We start from the raw sequence: 16,098 nt of genomic DNA, 5'->3' as shown, positions 1-16,098 counted from the left end.
TGAACTGCAAAATTAAGGTTATAATTGATGTAGCACAAGATTTTGGTTTTTAATTACATTGGCAGGATAAGCATTTTAGTTCGTCAGCTCTCCGCGAAGAGATTGTTCCATTAGGGCAGCTACTTCTGCTGAAGTATAATCCTGTCCCATTAAGTACATCAATTTGGTAACGGTAGCTTCAAAAGTAGTGTCATAACCACAGATCACGCCCATCTGCTGCAGCTTTTTACTGGTTTCATATTTCCCCAATTCTACAGATCCCCTTTTGCACTGGGTAATGTCGATGATCAGCTTGCCACTATTGATCGCATCCTGCAGGCTGGAGATAAACCAGTCGGCAGTATTGGTATTGCCGGAACCAAAGGTTTCCAATACAATAGCATCCACCCCGGATTTGGTAATGGCATGCACTGCCTGAGGAGAAATTCCAGGATATAATTTCAATACGCCAATATTTGCATTGAACGTTGTATGTACTTTTAAAGGTTCAGTAGGCTGTTTGGCGATGTAATTCTTAAAGAAGGATAAATGTACCCCTGCTTCTGCCAGAATTGGATAATTTGGGGAGCGGAAGGCTTCAAACTTTTCTGAATTGTATTTGATGGAGCGGTTGCCGCGAAACAGCTGGTAGTCGAAATAAACACATACTTCCGGAACCATTGCCTTTCCTTGTTTTTTGGTGGCAGCAATTTCCAAAGCAGTAATCAGGTTTTCTTTCGCATCTGTTCTGATCTCCCCTATCGGCAGCTGAGAGCCGGTTAGGATGACTGGTTTTGATAAGTTTTCCAGCATAAAGCTCAATGCGGAAGCGGTGAAAGACATCGTATCGGAACCATGAAGAATGACAAAACCATCAAAATCCTCGTATTTATCCCTGATTAAAGTGGCGAGTTCTTCCCAAACCAAAGGACTCATATTAGAAGAATCCAGAATGGGGTCAAAAGAATGCACGGAAAGGTCGTAGTTTAACCTGGCCAGTTCCGGAACATTTTGTTGAATTTGCTCAAAGTTAAATGGGATGAGGACACCGGTTTTAGGATCGTTTACCATTCCTATGGTTCCGCCGGTGTAGATGATCAGTATTTTAGTCATTGGTTAGATGTTGAAGATCATTTTAGAATTGGCAGTGGTAACTGCAGCAATTTCTTCGATGTCGGTTTGGTATAGCTCTGCTAATTTCTCAGCAATGTGTATCAGGTAACTGCTTTCATTTGGTTTACCCCGGAAAGGAATAGGTGCCAGGTAAGGGGAATCGGTTTCTAAAACCAGGTTAGCCAATGGGATTTCCTTCAGCACCGTGTCAAGCCCAGAATTTCTATAGGTGACTACTCCACCGATACCCAGGTAAAAGCCAAGTTCGATGGCCTGTTTTGCCTGTGCCACATTTCCGGTAAAGCAATGTAAAATTCCTCTTAATTTGGCGTCTCTTTCTTTTTCCAGAACTTCAAAAATCTCATCGAAAGCTTCTCTGCAATGGATCACAATCGGCAGGTTCAGGTCTTTCGCCCATTTGATCTGCTCAGAGAAAGCGATCTTCTGAATGTCCAGTGTGGTCTTGTCCCAGTGCAGGTCAATTCCGATCTCACCAATGGCATAGATCTCTCTGCCTACGATACTTTCACAGATTTCATCCAGTACCAGCTCATAATCTTCTTTCACATCACAAGGATGTAAACCGGCCATGGCAAAGCAATGCTGTGGGTATTTTTCTACCATTGCATCAATTTTGGCAATAGAAGCAATATCAACATTGGGCAAAAACAGGCGTTCCACATGATTATCAAGACATCTTTGCATCAAGACATCTAATTTTTCAGGGTCTGTCTCGTAATATAGGTGGGTATGTGTATCCGTCAAAAGCATGGACAAAGTTAATAAAAAAAGCCCGTCCGCTATATGCGGACGGGCTTTTCTATTTTAATGCTTTTCAATTATTTTTTCTTTGCCGGAGCAGTTGGAGCAGCTGTTGCTGGAGTCAGCGTTGCAGCTGGAGCAGCTTTTGGCTTTTTAATGTCTGTTAATTCCACTTCAAATACTAGTGGAGCGAAAGGACTGATCCCACCTTGCTGCATTCCACCTTCGCCATAAGCTAAAGCTGAAGGAATGATCATGGTCATTTTACCACCTTTACCGATCAATTGTAAACCTTCATCAAATCCTGGAATTGCTCTGCCTAACGTGATCGCACGTGGACCATAAGTAGCCATTGGATTGTGTTTACCTGATTCTTTAGCGATTTTTTCATCACTGGTATCGAAGATATTATCTTTACCGTCAGATTTTTTAGTCGTTAATTTACCAGTATAGTTTACCATCATCGTATCACCTAAAACAGGCTTTTCGTTGTTACCTGGTTTGCTGATTACATATTGTAATCCTGAAGCCGTAGTGGTAGTTTTAAGGTTGTTATCAGCGATATATTTTTTGATTTTACCCGCTTCCGCAGCTTTCATTTTCTCAATGTTTGCTTTGTAGTCTTTCTCAAAAAACTCTCTTGCTTTTTTCTGGAAAGTTGAGTCAGCCTCATCTTTACCTTTTTGCAATACTTTTTCTACTTTAATCGTAAAGATCAGGTATTTGTCTTTTTGACCTGCTGGTTTTGGCTGACCAGAATATTTAGCTACTGTATCTAAGTCCAATTTGAAGGTTGCACTATCGCCTTCTCCAAACATGGTCAATACATCATTCATATCACCTGCATATACTTTTTTCTGTACAGGGAACACTTGTGGTGCTTCCATATCCCAGGTATTTACAGTTACAGAATCTTTTTCAGTTTTTTGAATAAAGTTCAATTTTACAATATCACCTTCTTTGATTTTATCTTTTCCACCATCTTTGTGAATGGTGTACATCAGGCCACCCGGACCTTTTTTGTATTGGTTACAAGCAGCTAATCCAAGTGTTGCTGCGAAAAGAATTACGATACCTTTCTTCATGTGGTTTATTAAGTTTTTGTTTTTTATTTAATTTTTTTTGTTCTGTACTGAAGGCGAGCCTTCTTTATTTTCACCTCAACAGGTTATAGCCTTTACTGTAATAATTGCGCTTTATAGTCTGCTAGTAACGCTTTAAAAGCCGTTACGGTATCTGCCAGATTTTGATCTGAATAACCACCTGCTGCGTTTCTATGTCCGCCACCATTAAAATATTTCTTACAAATTTCATTTGCAGGGAAATCTCCGGTGGAGCGCAAAGATAATTTAACTTTATCAGTTCTTTCAATAATAAATGCAGCTAATTTTATCCCGTTTACCGACAGTGCGTAGTTCACAATACCTTCTGTATCACCGGTCTGAATTTGGAAAGATTTCAACTCTTCTTTAGTCACGGTGATGATGGCAGTATGGAATTCAGGCAGGATTTCCAGTTTATTGCTCAGGCAATGACCCAGGAAACGCAGGCGGTTTTCCGTCGCATTGTCATATACCAATTGGTGGATTTTCCAATGTTCAGCCCCCAAATCAATCAGATCAGCCGCAATGCGGTATACCGTAGAATTTGCGGAAGGGAAACGGAAAGAGCCAGAATCGGTCATAATACCCGTATATAAGCAGGTTGCAATGTCTTTATTCATGAATTGACCGTCTTGCAGTTCATTCACAATAAAATCATAAACCAATTGTGCTGCTGCACAGGCATTGATACTCCAATGGCGATAATCATCAAAATCTTCCGGATCCAAATGGTGGTCGATCATCAATTTATAAGCATTGGAGGCCCTCACCAATTCTCCTAATTCATTGATCCTGCTCAGCGTGTTAAAGTCCAGGCAAAAGATCATTGCAGCTTCTGCCACTAATTGCGCAGATTTCTCCTGTTGTTCTGTGTAAATGATGACATCAGAATTGTTAGGAAGCCAATGTAAAAAGTAGGGGTAATCCGTAGGGGTAATCACGGTAACGTGATGTCCTTTCTGGATCAGATAAGCGTACAAGCCTAAAGATGAGCCCATCGCATCGCCATCAGGCTTATGGTGGGTCGTGATTACAATTTTTTGCGGCGTTGCCAGCAGTGATTTTAATTCAGGAACAGATAGCATAATTTTCACTGCAAAGCTAGTGATTAAATGATTAATTGGAGCCTATTATATTTGATGCTATAATATTAACAGTATAAAACGTAATTTTGCAAAAAAATTGAAATAAGATGAGTACAAACAGAACATTTACCATGATTAAGCCTGATGCTGTTGCAAACGGACATATCGGCGCAATCATTAACGACATTACTGCAGCAGGTTTCAAAATCGTTGCTTTAAAATATACTAAATTGACTGAAGAAACTGCTGGTCAGTTCTATGCAGTTCATGCTGAACGACCTTTCTACAAAGATTTAGTAGCTTTCATGTCTTCAGGACCTATCGTTGCTGCAATCTTAGAAAAAGACAATGCAGTAGAAGATTTCAGAAAATTAATCGGTGCTACGAACCCAGCTGATGCTGCTGAAGGCACTATCCGTGCAAAATATGCAAAATCTATTGATGCAAATGCGGTTCACGGTTCTGACTCAGATGAGAATGCACAAATCGAAGGAGATTTCTTCTTTACTGCTGCTGAGCGTTTCTAGTATTCCCCAAACGGAAAACAAAAAAATAAGCATCCTGAACAGGGTGCTTATTTTTTTTAAGCCCTGTTTTTTTCTGATTTCCTAATTTTAAAAAAACAGGGAAAGTAGTCGGGAAGTGTTCGGGAAGAGACCTGCCTTAGAATAGGGTTCGGAGGGGGTTCGGTTAGGGTTCGCGTAGGGTTGCCTTAGTCTCTGCTATCCAAACCCTAACCGAACCCCCTCCTACAGCTAAAGAATATCAGGTCACTTCCCGAGCACAATTATAGTTATTATACCACCCAAAGCGCTATCCTCTGGCCAGCATTCTACTACAATTACCGCCTGCCTGATCAAACTTTACAAAAAATTTCAGGATACTTTGTACCTTTCCCCTTCCAAATAAACCATTGGGTCTGTCCCGAACAGGCAAACCCTTTTATAAAAACAACAGCATTGATGAAAAAAATTTTGATTACCTTATTACTTCCATGCTGCAGTTTGGCGGCTATGGCGCAGACCAAAGGAACAAAGGCGAGTCCGGCAAAAAAAGCTGCGGCCACAAAAACAGTGGCTAAAGGCCCGGCAAAACCAGTTTTCAAGAACAACCTGGATTCGGCCAGTTATGCTTTAGGCGCGAATATGGCAGCCAGCATGAAGAAAGATGGGCTGACGACTTTAAACTACGATCTGATGATCAAAGGGATGAAGGATGCACTCGAAGGAAAAACATTACTAATTAGCAAAGAACAATCACAAACACCCATCAGCAACCTGTTTAACGGCCTGAGCAAAAAGAAATTCTTACCCATGATCAACGAAGGAAAAACATTTTTAGAAAACAACAAGAAACAACCAGGCGTAAAAGAAACCGCAAGTGGTTTACAGTACATCGTACTTCAGGAAGGTACAGGGGTTAAGCCGGTAGCTACGGATACGGTATTGGCACATTATAAAGGCACCTTATTGAATGGAAAACAATTCGACAGCTCTTACGATAGAAACGAGCCGATTTCTCTTCCATTAAACCGCGTGATCCAGGGATGGACAGAAGGCATCCAATTGATGTCTACAGGTTCAAAATACAGATTCTTCATCCCTTACAACCTTGCTTATGGCGAGCGTGGTGCAGGAGCCGACATCCCACCTTACAGCACTTTAATTTTCGAAGTAGAACTTTTGAAAGTAAACGGTAAATAAACCGCCAGAAAACCATTGGGAAATTTCTTTGTTATTAGGGGTAAAGAAAAACCTATGATCACAAAAAGATATTTCCCACTGGCACTTGTGGCTTTGCTTTCCAGTACGCTCATGAGCTGTGAACTGGTACAAGGCATTTTTAAAGCTGGCGTATGGACCGGCATTATCGTTGTTGTATTGGTATTGGCACTGCTGATCTGGCTCCTGAGCCGGATATTTGGCGGAGGCAAAGATTAATCCCTTATAAAAATACGATTTCTGTGATTACTTCAGAACCGGCACGTTCATTCAATTTTTCAATGATTCCGGTTCTGACCATCATCAGTTCATTCTTGATCACCGAAGACTCAATTCTTACAAAAAGTTTCTTTTGAAAAATGTAAATCTGCGTGGTGCGGTTGCCAATGGCTACACCCATCAATTCCGGCCATAAGGCGATAATGGTCGTTTCATCGAACTTCCCTTTCAGCTTGTATACCTTCAGCAATTTGCCGATGCCTTCTTTTAAGGTGATGTCATTAGGTTTACGCATTTTCTACTGCTCCGTTATTTACCTCGAACAAGGTGACTGCCACATCGATCGTTTGGAATACTGCCAGCACCCGTTCTTTACCGGTGTCTGTAATAAAAATCTGTCCGAAGTCATGGTGTGAGACCATTTCCATCAGCTTGTGCATCCTGCTATCGTCCAGTTTATCAAAAATATCATCCAGCAGCAACAGAGGCTTGAATCCCTTAAACCTCTGAAGATAAGCGTATTGAGCCAATTTCAAGGCAATTAAAAAAGATTTCTGCTGTCCCTGGGAACCAAATTTCTTTAAAGGCATCGCGGTAATCGTAAAGATCAGGTCGTCTTTGTGGATCCCGGTAGTGGTCCGTTCCAGGATTTTATCCTTCTCAATGGACTGCGTCAGGAGTTTTGAAAAAGGGCTTTCTTTCAGCTGGCTCAAATAAGTGAGGCTGACCTCCTCTTTATCATCCGTCAGATACTGATAATATTTATTAAATAAAGGAATAAAGTCGGTCATGAACTGCTCCCGCTTGGCAAAGATTTTATTACCGGATAAAACCAGCTGTTCATTATAAATCTCTAATAAGGTGGGATCGTAACTTCTGGTCAACGCAATCTGCTTCAACAGGGCATTGCGGTTCCCCATGTGCTTATTGTACAGGATCAGTTCATCCAGGTAATGTGCATCCGTTTGTGAAATCACATTGTCCATAAACCTTCTGCGCTCCTCAGAACCTTCCATAATAATGGTGGTATCATAAGGAGAGATCATCACCAATGGAAATAAACCGATGTGATTGGCCAGTTTATCGTATTCCTTTTTATTCCGCTTGAATTGTTTCTTTTGATTTCTTTTTACCCCACAGGTAATCTTCTCATTTTTTTGCTCGCGTTCAAAATCCCCCTGGATCAGAAAAAGATCTTCGGAAGTTTTAATCTGCTGACTGTCGATGGGATTGAAATATCCTTTACATAAACACAGGTAGTGAATGGCATCTAGTAAATTGGTTTTCCCTGCGCCATTATTCCCTACAAACGCATTTACAGTTTTGGAAAAACTTAGACTGGCGTCAGAATAATTTTTAAAGTTGAGGAGTGTAATGTTTTTTAACCACATAGTTGTATCGGGCAAAGTTACCGTTTAGCTTTGTCATATAGTAAAGCGACTGTATCATTTATTTTTCATAAGATGCAGTCCATTTTAGATTCGGACTCTAAACTGGGTTTTAGCCCCTATGCAGTAGATTATTAACCACCAGATAGTTCTGTTTAACCATTTAGGCAACAAAGTTTAACAAATCCTTCGAAAGGGGTTGATACTTTCCTATAAAAATGTATTTTTGCAATCCTTAATTTTTTTAAATAAAATGTCTACAACAGAAAAAGAAACGAGTCACCCAGTAAGAAAGGGTTCCTTTTTAGAAGAAAATTCAAAAAGCCTTTTGTTCATTGCAGGCGCTGTAGTGCTATTAATTGGGATCTACTTTTGGTATCAAAATGTATATCTAAAAGACAGAGCAGTAGAAGCATCGGCAAAAATGTATAAAGCAGAACAGTTTCTTGGAGTAGATTCCCTTGCCAATAAAGCAATCAATGGCGATGGTGGTTATCCAGGTTTAGAAAAAATTGCGGAAGAGTACGACAATACTAAATCGGCAAACTTAGCCAACCTTTATTTAGGTGGTATTTATTTGCGTAAAGGGGAGTACAAAAAAGCAACTGAAGCTTTGGGTAAATATGCGGAAACTGGAAGTCCGGTAGCAGATCCATTGGCGCTAGGTTTATTAGGTGATGCTTACAGCGAATTGAAAGACTTCAAACAAGCAGCTACTTATTACAAAAAAGCAGCAGATAAAGCGAGCAACAAATTCACTTCTCCAATGTTCCTTAAAAAACTAGGATTGGTGTATGAGCACCTGAAAGATTTCAAATCTGCAGAAGATGCTTACACGAAAATTAAAACTCAATATCCGGAAAGCCAGGAAGCAGCAATGATCGATGAATTCATCGCCCGCGCTGCTGTTCAGGCAAAGTAGGATGTTCATAAAATATTATGACAAAGGTTAGCCATTACGGCTAGCCTTTTTTTGTACCCTTTACTTATATTTGCAGTATGGCAACACAACTTAAAAACCTATCTGACTTTTCACACACGACTGTTCCTAATGGATCAGCGTATAAAATCGCGATTGCGGTGGCAGAGTGGAATGCAGAGATTACAGGCAGCCTGTATCATGGCGCTTTAAAAACCTTACTTGAGCACGGCGTTGCGGAAGAAAATATTCTTTCTATTGCAGTACCGGGTACTTTTGAGCTGACTTCAGCTGCTGACCTGCTATTAAAGAAACACCCGGACCTGAATGCGGTGATCTGCTTAGGTTGTGTGATTCAAGGCGAAACCAAACATTTTGACTTCATTTGTGATGCAGTGGCCAATGGAATCACTCAGGTGAGTGTAAAACATAGCAAGCCGGTAATTTTTGGCGTATTGACTACCAATGATTTACAGCAGGCAATTGATCGTGCTGGCGGTAAACATGGCAACAAAGGCGATGAGGCAGCGATTACTGCACTGAAAATGTCTGAACTGTCAGTTACTATCTAGCAAAGCTTTGTTTCTTCGTATTAAAATTGGTAATTTAGTACAAGAAATTTTTTAAATCATTTGAGAATGAAAAAATTAGTCATTTTATTGCTTTGCGTAGGCACTGCGGTTACGCTGCTGCAAGCCTGCTCGAATAAACTTTGTCCGGCTTACAGCTCTTATCCGCAGAAAAGAAGATAAGGACTAAAATATAATACCTATTAAAAAAAATTTTGATGCAGTGGAAACAGATAACTGATCTAGCACAGATCAGCGAGATAAAAAATAACGAGGGTTACAGTTTAATTTTCAAACACAGTACCCGTTGTTCGGTGAGCAGCATGGCAAAAAGACGCTTTGAACTGGACTGGGAAGCAATTCCTGAAGCTACCAATTTATATTTTCTTGATTTAGTAGCCTTCAGAGAGATTTCCGCAACTATTGCGGAAACCTTTCAGGTGCATCATGAATCTCCGCAGATCTTATTGATCAAAGACGGAGATTGTGTACTTGATGCCTCACACAGCGACATCTCCGCGGAGGAGGTTGCCGAAATGATTAATAATTAAAAGATACCCTTTGCTTGATATCAGGGTGTAAACTCATGGCTACCGGACAAGTATGTGCCGAACGCTCAATGATCGTTTTATCCTTATCAGAATAACCATTTGCAGGGAATTGGAAATTGACCAGAATTTCCGAAACCCTCCTTGGATTTTCGGCCATGATCTTCGTGACTTCTGCAGTGGCCCCATCAATGCTAAAACCATGTGATGCAGAAGCAATACCCACAATCGTCAGCATACAATTTCCCAATGAAGTAGCCAGCAAATCTGTCGGCGAAAACGCCTCCCCTTTCCCCTGGTTGTCTACCGGTGCATCCGTTATAATTTCATTCCCAGAACGTTCATGTACAGAAGTTGTCCTTAAACCTCCGTTATAAGTGATTTTTGAAGTTGCCATCGCTTTAGTATTTAGACCACAAGATTAACATATTTTTTTAAAACTGTCAGATTAGCGTTGTTAAACTGTCCATTTTTATAACTATTCAAACCTATTGCTTAACTTTGCCCTATGATTGAACTTCCGGTGGTTTCCGCAAACACAGTACAACGTAAACCTGATTGGCTTAGAGTTAAGCTTCCTGTTGGTAAAGAATATGCACAAGTGCGCAGTCTGGTAGACACGCACAAACTGCATACCATTTGCGAAAGCGGCAATTGTCCGAATATGGGCGAATGCTGGGGTGCAGGTACTGCAACTTTCATGATTCTTGGAAATATCTGTACGCGCTCCTGCTCTTTCTGTGCAGTAGCAACCGGCAGACCATTAGCCGTGGATATGGATGAGCCTAATCGAGTGGCCAACTCTGTGAAACTGATGAAGGTGAAACATTGTGTGATCACTTCTGTAGATAGAGATGACCTGAAAGATGGTGGTTCTATCATCTGGGCAGAAACTTTGCAAGCCATCAGAAGAGAAAGTCCGGAGACTACCCTAGAAACGCTAATCCCTGATTTCAGAGGGATCTGGGACAATTTATACCGCGTACTGGAAGAAAGACCAGAGGTCATGTCTCATAATATTGAAACGGTAAGACGTTTAACCAAACAAGTACGCATCCAGGCAAAATACGACAGAAGCTTAGCGTGTCTTAAACGCATTTCTGATTTCGGATTGAGAACTAAAACAGGTATTATGCTGGGTTTAGGAGAAACCGAGGAAGATGTTTTTGAAGCGATGGACGATTTAGTTGCCAATGGGGTGCATATTTTGACTTTAGGTCAGTATTTACAGCCTACCCGCAACCACCATCCGGTGCTGGACTGGATTCATCCAGATCAGTTTGCTAAATATAAAGAAGTAGGTATGGCCAAAGGATTCAAATATGTAGAAAGCGGACCCTTAGTACGTTCTTCTTATCATGCTGAAAAACACCTATTTGATCTAAAACTGTTATAAATCAAACAAATTTTAACTTTTTCTTGTTAAGGTTTATTGTATTACTGTATATTAGTAGACCTTGACAACGACAAAGAAAATATCCCTATCTGAAGATCAGCTCGTTCTGGCCCTAAAAGCCCAGGATACTAATGCTATGAAGGCATTGTATGATATGTATTCTTCTTCTTTATTTGGTGTCATCTCTAGAATTGTCTCCCATACTGAGGTAGCGGAAGATATTCTACAAGAAACTTTCTTAAAAATCTGGAATTCTGCAGGTCATTATGATGCTACAAAAGGGCGTCTATTTACTTGGATGATGAACATTGCCCGGAATTTAGCGATCGATAAGCTCCGTTCAAAAGATTTTAAGAACGCTAATAAAAACCAAGACATCGAAAATAACGTAGATTTCATTGACTCGCAGAAAGATACAACTTTCAACGCGGATGTGATTGGTTTAAAAGACATGGTAACCGCACTTAAGCCGGAATTCAACAATGTGCTGAATATGGTTTATTTTAAAGGGTATACTCACGTCGAAGCGGCAGAGGAATTAGATTTGCCATTAGGTACGGTTAAAACCCGTATACGAATGGCTATTATGGAATTAAGAAAGCATTTTAATTAAGGTGGAAGAGGGACAAGCATATATCGAATCAGGCATACTAGAACTTTATGTTCTCGGCGAGCTCAGCACGCAGGAACAATATGAAGTCGAAGCAATGGCAGCAAAATATCCGGAAGTAAAAGCCGAAATTACTGCGATTGAGCTTGCCATGGAAAAATATGCGATGCACAATGCCATTGAGCCTTCGCCAGAATTGGAAAGCATCATCTTTGGAAAAATTGCTGCTGTGGAGCCAAAGCCTTCTACAACCACTATACCTTTACATCCAGGGGGGTATGAATCAAAAATAAGAACTTTACGAATTGCATTGGCCGCTTGTGCAGCCTTGCTATTGGTGGCCGGCATTGCCCTGTATTCTGCACATACGGAATTAGGGACAGCCAAAAATCAGATTATTGCCTTAAATCAGGAGAAACAGCGATTTGCCACTACGGTAAATTACATGACGGAAACCAATAAAGAACTACAGACTATCGCAGATATGCCGGCAGATCCGGATTGGAAAACGGTACGTCTGGCAGGGACTAAAATGGATCCTCAAGCGAAAATGACAGTTTATTGGCATACTTCTGGCCGCCATGTTATGCTGGACAATTCTAAAATGAGCCTTCCTAAAAATGATGAGGCGCATCAATATCAACTTTGGGCACTGGTAAAAGGAAAACCGGTAGACCTGGGTGTATTTGATGTCAAAGCAGACAGCAGTCACATTCTTTTGAAAATGAAAGAAATTGCAGGTGCAGATGCCTTTGCCGTCACTTTAGAAAAAAGAGGTGGTTCCCCTGGCCCGACTATGGATCAGATGATTGCCATGGGCGGCGTTTAAAAATTAGCTAAACCTTTTACAGTAATTGGAATCTGCAGGGCAACTTGTGAGGCAGTTACATTGAAATGTGTCCTGCTCAGCTCATCACCGGATTTACCATGAAAATAGCAAGCCAGTAATGCCGCAGCTTTAGCGCTATATCCCTGGGCCAGATAAGCACTAAGCATACCTGTTAACACATCTCCCATTCCACCCTGTGCCATCGCCGGATTTCCCGTTTGATTGATAGACACATCGCCATCATGATCGATAATGAAAGTATATTGATTTTTGAGGACGATCACTATTCCTCTTTTTTTAGCTTCTTTTCTGGCAGTTTGTAAGCGCTCCCACCAATTTTCATGGATACCGAAAAGCTGATCGAACTCTTTTACATGCGGACTAAGGATCGCATCTTTTGGAAGCTGATGGAATAAATCCGGATGTGCTTTTAAAATCGCTAGCGCATCCGCATCTATCACTACCGCCTGTTTCAAGGCAAAAATAGCAGCCATAATTTTTTGGCTGTCTGCCATTCGGCCGATACCTGGACCAATGCCAATCGCATCATAAGTATTTAAAGTTCTAGCTCTTAGTAGTTCAGCACGCTCCAGGTACATTGCCTCCGGCAAAATGCTATTCAGCGCTGTTAAACCCTGCTCTGGAATAGAAAGACTCACCAAACCAGCGCCTGCATACAAACAGCCCTTGGCGCAGAGAATTGCCGCACCCATCGTCTTTTGTGCACCTGCAATCAGTAAAGCATGGCCGTAACTGCCTTTATGAGAAAAAGGCATCCTGGTTTTCAGCATGCCTTTTATATCGGCTGCTTCCACCAATTTATAGGGAGAAGCCGCCAATTCTGTACTTTGTTTCGTTAATCCAGGATCTACTGCCTGTTTTTTACTCGATGGATCTGTATCGGGCAAATAGGCGTTCAGAAAAACTGACATATTATTTTTTTATAAACCCATTTCTTTCTTCAAAAATTTACCGGTTAAACTAATCGGGTTTTGTACTAATCCTTCAGGAGTTCCTTCAAAAATGATCCTGCCACCGCCGGCACCACCTTCTTCTCCTAAATCGATCACCCAATCCGCTACTTTTACGACATCCAGGTTGTGCTCAATCACCAGCACAGTATTTCCTTTTTCTACCAATTCATTCAGCACACCAAGGAGTACATTAATGTCCTCAAAATGTAAGCCAGTAGTAGGTTCATCCAGAATATAAAATGTTTTTCCGGTATCTTTTTTAGAGAGTTCGGTCGCTAATTTCACGCGCTGTGCCTCTCCACCGGATAGCGTGGTAGAAGACTGACCTAAAGTGATATATCCTAAACCTACGTCTTTAAGTGTTTTGATTTTACGGTAAATCACGGGCATGTTCTCGAAGAAATCACAAGCATCTTCAATGCTCATATCAAGTACATCGCTGATGGATTTACCACGGTAACGTACTTCCAGGGTTTCCCTGTTGTATCGTCTTCCGCCGCATTCTTCACAAGGCACCTGAACATCCGGAAGGAAGTTCATCTCGATGACTTTCATTCCTCCCCCCTGACAAGTTTCACACCTTCCTCCTTTTACATTGAAAGAGAACCGTCCTGGTTTATAACCCCTGATTTTCGCTTCCGGTAATTGTACAAACAGGTTCCTGATGTCAGAAAACACGCCGGTATAGGTAGAAGGGTTAGATCTTGGCGTACGCCCGATTGGTGCCTGATCGATTTCAATTACTTTATCAATTTCCTTAATGCCATTGATCTTCTCATATGGAAGGGGATGTTTCTTTGCCCTGAAAAAGTGATGGTTTAAAATCGGGTATAATGTTTCTGTGATCAGACTGGATTTTCCGCTTCCGGATACCCCGGTCACCGCAATGAATTTACCCAGTGGGAAATCTACCGAAACGTCTTTTAAATTATGTCCACTTGCTTTGATGATGGACAGTTTATGACCCGTTCCTTTTCTACGTTTTTTAGGAATTTCGATTCCTTTTTTACCGTTTAAATAGGCTGCAGTCAGGGTATCTGATTTTAAAATCTCTGCCGGAGTACCCTGTGCAACAATTTGTCCACCGCGTACACCTGCAGCTGGTCCCACATCAATCACATGGTCTGCTTCCAGGATCATGTCCTTATCGTGTTCTACTACCAATACGGTATTGCCAAGATCCCTCAGATTTTTTAAAGCGCCGATTAAGCGCTCATTGTCGCGCTGGTGCAAACCGATACTCGGCTCATCCAGAATGTACATGACATTCATCAGCTGAGAGCCGATTTGTGTGGCCAAGCGGATCCTTTGCGCCTCTCCACCAGATAAAGTACGTGCGGTACGATCCAGAGAAAGGTAATTTAAACCTACATCCGTCAGGAAGCCAAGTCGGGTTCTGATTTCTTTAAGAATTTCTTTGGCAATGGTATTCTGACGTTCCGACAAACGGCTTTCCAGGTCTACATACCAGGTTTTTAAGCTGTTGATGTCCATTTCCGCCAGTTCAAAGATGTTCTTGCCGTCAATTTTAAAATGTAAGCTTTCTTTCTTCAACCTTGCACCATTACAAACGGGGCAGGTTTTCAGCTTGCGGAAAGTCTCCATATCGTCGATTGCTCCTTCTCCCTTTTTCTCCTGCTGCTCTTCCAGCAATTTGATGATTCCATCAAAAGTGATCTGGTAGTTTTGAACATTCCATTTATTATATTCTACAGCCACACTCAACAACTCATGAGAACCATTCAGGATGATTCCGATCTGTTCTTCAGTTAGTTTTTCTAATGGTGTAGATAAAGAGAAGTTATATTTTTTAGCTAACGCTTTCAATACCTGGAACACCCAGATGTCGCGATACTCGCCTAATGGCGCTAAGCCCCCATTCATGATGCTCAATTTAGGATTCGGCATCACCGATTCCTTGTCGATCACGAATATATAGCCTAAGCCGTCGCAGCTTTCGCAGGCTCCATAAGGAGAGTTAAAAGAAAAGCTGTTAGGTTGTGGTTCATCATAAGAGATTCCGGTAGTTGGGCACATCAGGAATCGGCTAAAATGGGATACATTATTGTCTTTATCGCTGATTTTAATGATGCCTTTTCCCATCTTCATCGCCGACTGAAGCGAATCCTGCAAGCGTTTCTGATCTTCTTTATCGATGATCAGTCGGTCTATCACCACCTCAATGTCGTGGATTTTATAACGATCCACCTGCATTTTAGGACTCATGTCCTGGATTTCTCCATCAATGCGCACTTTAATATAGCCTTGTTTGCGGATTTGCTCGAATAACTCCCGGTAGTGTCCTTTACGTCCTTTTACTACGGGCGCCAAAATGTTGACCGGCATGCCTTCAAATTTCTTGTAGATATTGCTCAGGATCTGATCCTCGCTCATGCGCTCCATTTTCTCTCCGGTATTGTAAGAGAAGGCATCCGCAGTACGCGCATACAGTAAACGCATGAAATCATAGATTTCTGTGATTGTACCAACAGTAGATCTTGGATTTTTGCTGGTTGTTTTTTGCTCAATGGCAATTACCGGACTCAATCCTGATACTTTATCCACGTCAGGACGCTCCATTCCACCCATAAACTGGCGGGAATAGGCACTGAAAGTTTCCATATACCTACGCTGTCCCTCCGCATAAATGGTATCAAATGCCAAAGAGGATTTTCCGCTTCCACTTAATCCGGTAATGACTACCAGCTTGTTTCGGGGAAAAGAGATGTCTATATTTTTAAGGTTATGTACCCTGGCACCATATACTTCTACATCCTTTTGCTCGCCCAGGTCAACGGTATTTTTGCTCATATTTTTATTAAAACAATACTGATATCTATATATTTAAGACAACAAATTTTCAGCCACAAAAATGCTAAAAAT

General features: G+C 41.3%; 18 protein-coding genes. 9 read left to right on the top strand and 9 right to left on the bottom strand.

From position 1 onward, the window contains the following. Positions 1-75 precede the first annotated feature (75 nt). From H9X96_RS08085 to H9X96_RS08070, 4 genes are all read right to left on the bottom strand, one after another. Complete coding sequence (locus H9X96_RS08085) at positions 76-1,092, bottom strand: asparaginase (RefSeq protein ID WP_187665808.1); 1,017 nt, start codon at positions 1,090-1,092, stop codon at positions 76-78. A 3-nt stretch (positions 1,093-1,095) separates the two neighbouring features. Then, positions 1,096-1,863 carry a TatD family hydrolase gene (locus tag H9X96_RS08080; RefSeq protein ID WP_187665807.1) on the bottom strand — a complete coding sequence of 256 codons (768 nt, stop codon included), beginning with the start codon at positions 1,861-1,863 and terminating at the stop codon, positions 1,096-1,098. A 68-nt stretch (positions 1,864-1,931) separates the two neighbouring features. Continuing rightward, the gene (locus tag H9X96_RS08075; protein ID WP_187665806.1) at positions 1,932-2,939 is read right to left on the bottom strand and encodes an FKBP-type peptidyl-prolyl cis-trans isomerase; all 1,008 of its coding nucleotides are present in this window, start codon (positions 2,937-2,939) and stop codon (positions 1,932-1,934) included. A gap of 92 nt (positions 2,940-3,031) precedes the next feature. Next, the gene (locus H9X96_RS08070; RefSeq protein ID WP_187665937.1) at positions 3,032-4,042 is read right to left on the bottom strand and encodes a bifunctional oligoribonuclease/PAP phosphatase NrnA; all 1,011 of its coding nucleotides are present in this window, start codon (positions 4,040-4,042) and stop codon (positions 3,032-3,034) included. 107 nt (positions 4,043-4,149) lie between these two features. On the opposite strand from H9X96_RS08070, the gene H9X96_RS08065 reads away from it, so the two are divergent. The 3 genes from H9X96_RS08065 to H9X96_RS08055 all read left to right on the top strand — a co-directional run bounded on the left by H9X96_RS08065 (position 4,150) and on the right by H9X96_RS08055 (position 5,982). Further along, positions 4,150-4,569, top strand: a complete 420-nt coding sequence (locus H9X96_RS08065) for a nucleoside-diphosphate kinase (RefSeq protein WP_187665805.1) — start codon at positions 4,150-4,152, stop codon at positions 4,567-4,569. Between the two features lie 435 nt (positions 4,570-5,004). Next, entirely contained in the window at positions 5,005-5,745 is a 741-nt protein-coding gene (locus tag H9X96_RS08060; RefSeq protein ID WP_187665804.1) for an FKBP-type peptidyl-prolyl cis-trans isomerase, read from the top strand. A 54-nt stretch (positions 5,746-5,799) separates the two neighbouring features. Next, positions 5,800-5,982, top strand: coding sequence for a hypothetical protein (locus H9X96_RS08055; protein WP_187665803.1), 183 nt, complete (start codon positions 5,800-5,802; stop codon positions 5,980-5,982). Between the two features lie 4 nt (positions 5,983-5,986). On the opposite strand, the gene H9X96_RS08050 is transcribed toward H9X96_RS08055, so the two are convergent. Together H9X96_RS08050 and H9X96_RS08045 are read right to left on the bottom strand one after the other, a co-directional pair. Continuing rightward, on the bottom strand, positions 5,987-6,277 hold the full coding sequence (locus H9X96_RS08050) for a DUF721 domain-containing protein (protein ID WP_187665802.1): 291 nt from the start codon (positions 6,275-6,277) through the stop codon (positions 5,987-5,989). Continuing rightward, entirely contained in the window at positions 6,270-7,373 is a 1,104-nt protein-coding gene (locus tag H9X96_RS08045) for a DNA replication/repair protein RecF (protein ID WP_187665936.1), read from the bottom strand. The genes H9X96_RS08050 and H9X96_RS08045 overlap by 8 nt, the downstream gene beginning before the upstream one ends. 250 nt (positions 7,374-7,623) lie before the next feature. Here H9X96_RS08045 and H9X96_RS08040 point away from each other — a divergent pair, with 250 nt between their 5' ends. From H9X96_RS08040 to ytxJ, 3 genes are all read left to right on the top strand, one after another. Next, the gene (locus tag H9X96_RS08040; protein ID WP_187665801.1) at positions 7,624-8,292 is read left to right on the top strand and encodes a tetratricopeptide repeat protein; all 669 of its coding nucleotides are present in this window, start codon (positions 7,624-7,626) and stop codon (positions 8,290-8,292) included. A gap of 77 nt (positions 8,293-8,369) precedes the next feature. Continuing rightward, positions 8,370-8,861, top strand: coding sequence for a 6,7-dimethyl-8-ribityllumazine synthase (gene ribH, locus H9X96_RS08035; RefSeq protein WP_187665800.1), 492 nt, complete (start codon positions 8,370-8,372; stop codon positions 8,859-8,861). A 215-nt stretch (positions 8,862-9,076) separates the two neighbouring features. Then, a complete protein-coding gene (gene ytxJ / locus H9X96_RS08030) occupies positions 9,077-9,409 on the top strand; it encodes a bacillithiol system redox-active protein YtxJ (RefSeq protein WP_187665799.1) in 333 nt (110 codons plus the stop codon). On the opposite strand, the gene H9X96_RS08025 is transcribed toward ytxJ, so the two are convergent. Next, positions 9,399-9,803 carry an OsmC family protein gene (locus H9X96_RS08025; protein WP_187665798.1) on the bottom strand — a complete coding sequence of 135 codons (405 nt, stop codon included), beginning with the start codon at positions 9,801-9,803 and terminating at the stop codon, positions 9,399-9,401. The two genes, ytxJ and H9X96_RS08025, sit on opposite strands and share 11 nt — an antisense overlap. Before the next feature lie 111 nt (positions 9,804-9,914). On the opposite strand from H9X96_RS08025, the gene lipA reads away from it, so the two are divergent. The 3 genes from lipA to H9X96_RS08010 all read left to right on the top strand — a co-directional run bounded on the left by lipA (position 9,915) and on the right by H9X96_RS08010 (position 12,241). Next, positions 9,915-10,802, top strand: a complete 888-nt coding sequence (gene lipA, locus H9X96_RS08020; protein ID WP_187665797.1) for a lipoyl synthase — start codon at positions 9,915-9,917, stop codon at positions 10,800-10,802. A 61-nt stretch (positions 10,803-10,863) separates the two neighbouring features. Then, a complete protein-coding gene (locus tag H9X96_RS08015; protein ID WP_187665796.1) occupies positions 10,864-11,415 on the top strand; it encodes an RNA polymerase sigma factor in 552 nt (183 codons plus the stop codon). A 1-nt stretch (position 11,416) separates the two neighbouring features. Next, entirely contained in the window at positions 11,417-12,241 is an 825-nt protein-coding gene (locus H9X96_RS08010) for an anti-sigma factor domain-containing protein (protein ID WP_187665795.1), read from the top strand. Here the strand turns inward: H9X96_RS08010 and H9X96_RS08005 are convergent. Together H9X96_RS08005 and uvrA are read right to left on the bottom strand one after the other, a co-directional pair. After that, the gene (locus H9X96_RS08005; protein ID WP_187665794.1) at positions 12,238-13,173 is read right to left on the bottom strand and encodes an NAD(P)H-hydrate dehydratase; all 936 of its coding nucleotides are present in this window, start codon (positions 13,171-13,173) and stop codon (positions 12,238-12,240) included. The two genes, H9X96_RS08010 and H9X96_RS08005, sit on opposite strands and share 4 nt — an antisense overlap. A gap of 9 nt (positions 13,174-13,182) precedes the next feature. After that, the gene (gene uvrA / locus H9X96_RS08000) at positions 13,183-16,026 is read right to left on the bottom strand and encodes an excinuclease ABC subunit UvrA (protein ID WP_187665793.1); all 2,844 of its coding nucleotides are present in this window, start codon (positions 16,024-16,026) and stop codon (positions 13,183-13,185) included. Between the last annotated feature and the right edge of the window lie 72 nt (positions 16,027-16,098).

The sequence above is a fragment of the Pedobacter sp. N36a genome (assembly GCF_014472395.1).
In the GTDB taxonomy this organism is placed as follows: Bacteria; Bacteroidota; Bacteroidia; order Sphingobacteriales; family Sphingobacteriaceae; genus Pedobacter.
Note: the sequence above shows the minus strand (reverse complement) of the source record. Positions and strands in the feature narration are given on the sequence as shown.

Coding starts and splice junctions, on each gene's coding strand:
- ytxJ (WP_187665799.1), top strand. CDS start 9,077: ATGCAGTGGAAACAGATAACTGATCTAGCACAGATCAGCGAGATAAAA.
- H9X96_RS08060 (WP_187665804.1), top strand. CDS start 5,005: ATGAAAAAAATTTTGATTACCTTATTACTTCCATGCTGCAGTTTGGCG.
- lipA (WP_187665797.1), top strand. CDS start 9,915: ATGATTGAACTTCCGGTGGTTTCCGCAAACACAGTACAACGTAAACCT.
- ribH (WP_187665800.1), top strand. CDS start 8,370: ATGGCAACACAACTTAAAAACCTATCTGACTTTTCACACACGACTGTT.
- H9X96_RS08080 (WP_187665807.1), bottom strand. CDS start 1,863: ATGCTTTTGACGGATACACATACCCACCTATATTACGAGACAGACCCT.
- H9X96_RS08040 (WP_187665801.1), top strand. CDS start 7,624: ATGTCTACAACAGAAAAAGAAACGAGTCACCCAGTAAGAAAGGGTTCC.
- H9X96_RS08075 (WP_187665806.1), bottom strand. CDS start 2,939: ATGAAGAAAGGTATCGTAATTCTTTTCGCAGCAACACTTGGATTAGCT.
- H9X96_RS08025 (WP_187665798.1), bottom strand. CDS start 9,803: ATGGCAACTTCAAAAATCACTTATAACGGAGGTTTAAGGACAACTTCT.
- H9X96_RS08065 (WP_187665805.1), top strand. CDS start 4,150: ATGAGTACAAACAGAACATTTACCATGATTAAGCCTGATGCTGTTGCA.
- H9X96_RS08085 (WP_187665808.1), bottom strand. CDS start 1,092: ATGACTAAAATACTGATCATCTACACCGGCGGAACCATAGGAATGGTA.
- uvrA (WP_187665793.1), bottom strand. CDS start 16,026: ATGAGCAAAAATACCGTTGACCTGGGCGAGCAAAAGGATGTAGAAGTA.
- H9X96_RS08045 (WP_187665936.1), bottom strand. CDS start 7,373: ATGTGGTTAAAAAACATTACACTCCTCAACTTTAAAAATTATTCTGAC.
- H9X96_RS08055 (WP_187665803.1), top strand. CDS start 5,800: ATGATCACAAAAAGATATTTCCCACTGGCACTTGTGGCTTTGCTTTCC.
- H9X96_RS08005 (WP_187665794.1), bottom strand. CDS start 13,173: ATGTCAGTTTTTCTGAACGCCTATTTGCCCGATACAGATCCATCGAGT.
- H9X96_RS08070 (WP_187665937.1), bottom strand. CDS start 4,042: ATGCTATCTGTTCCTGAATTAAAATCACTGCTGGCAACGCCGCAAAAA.
- H9X96_RS08050 (WP_187665802.1), bottom strand. CDS start 6,277: ATGCGTAAACCTAATGACATCACCTTAAAAGAAGGCATCGGCAAATTG.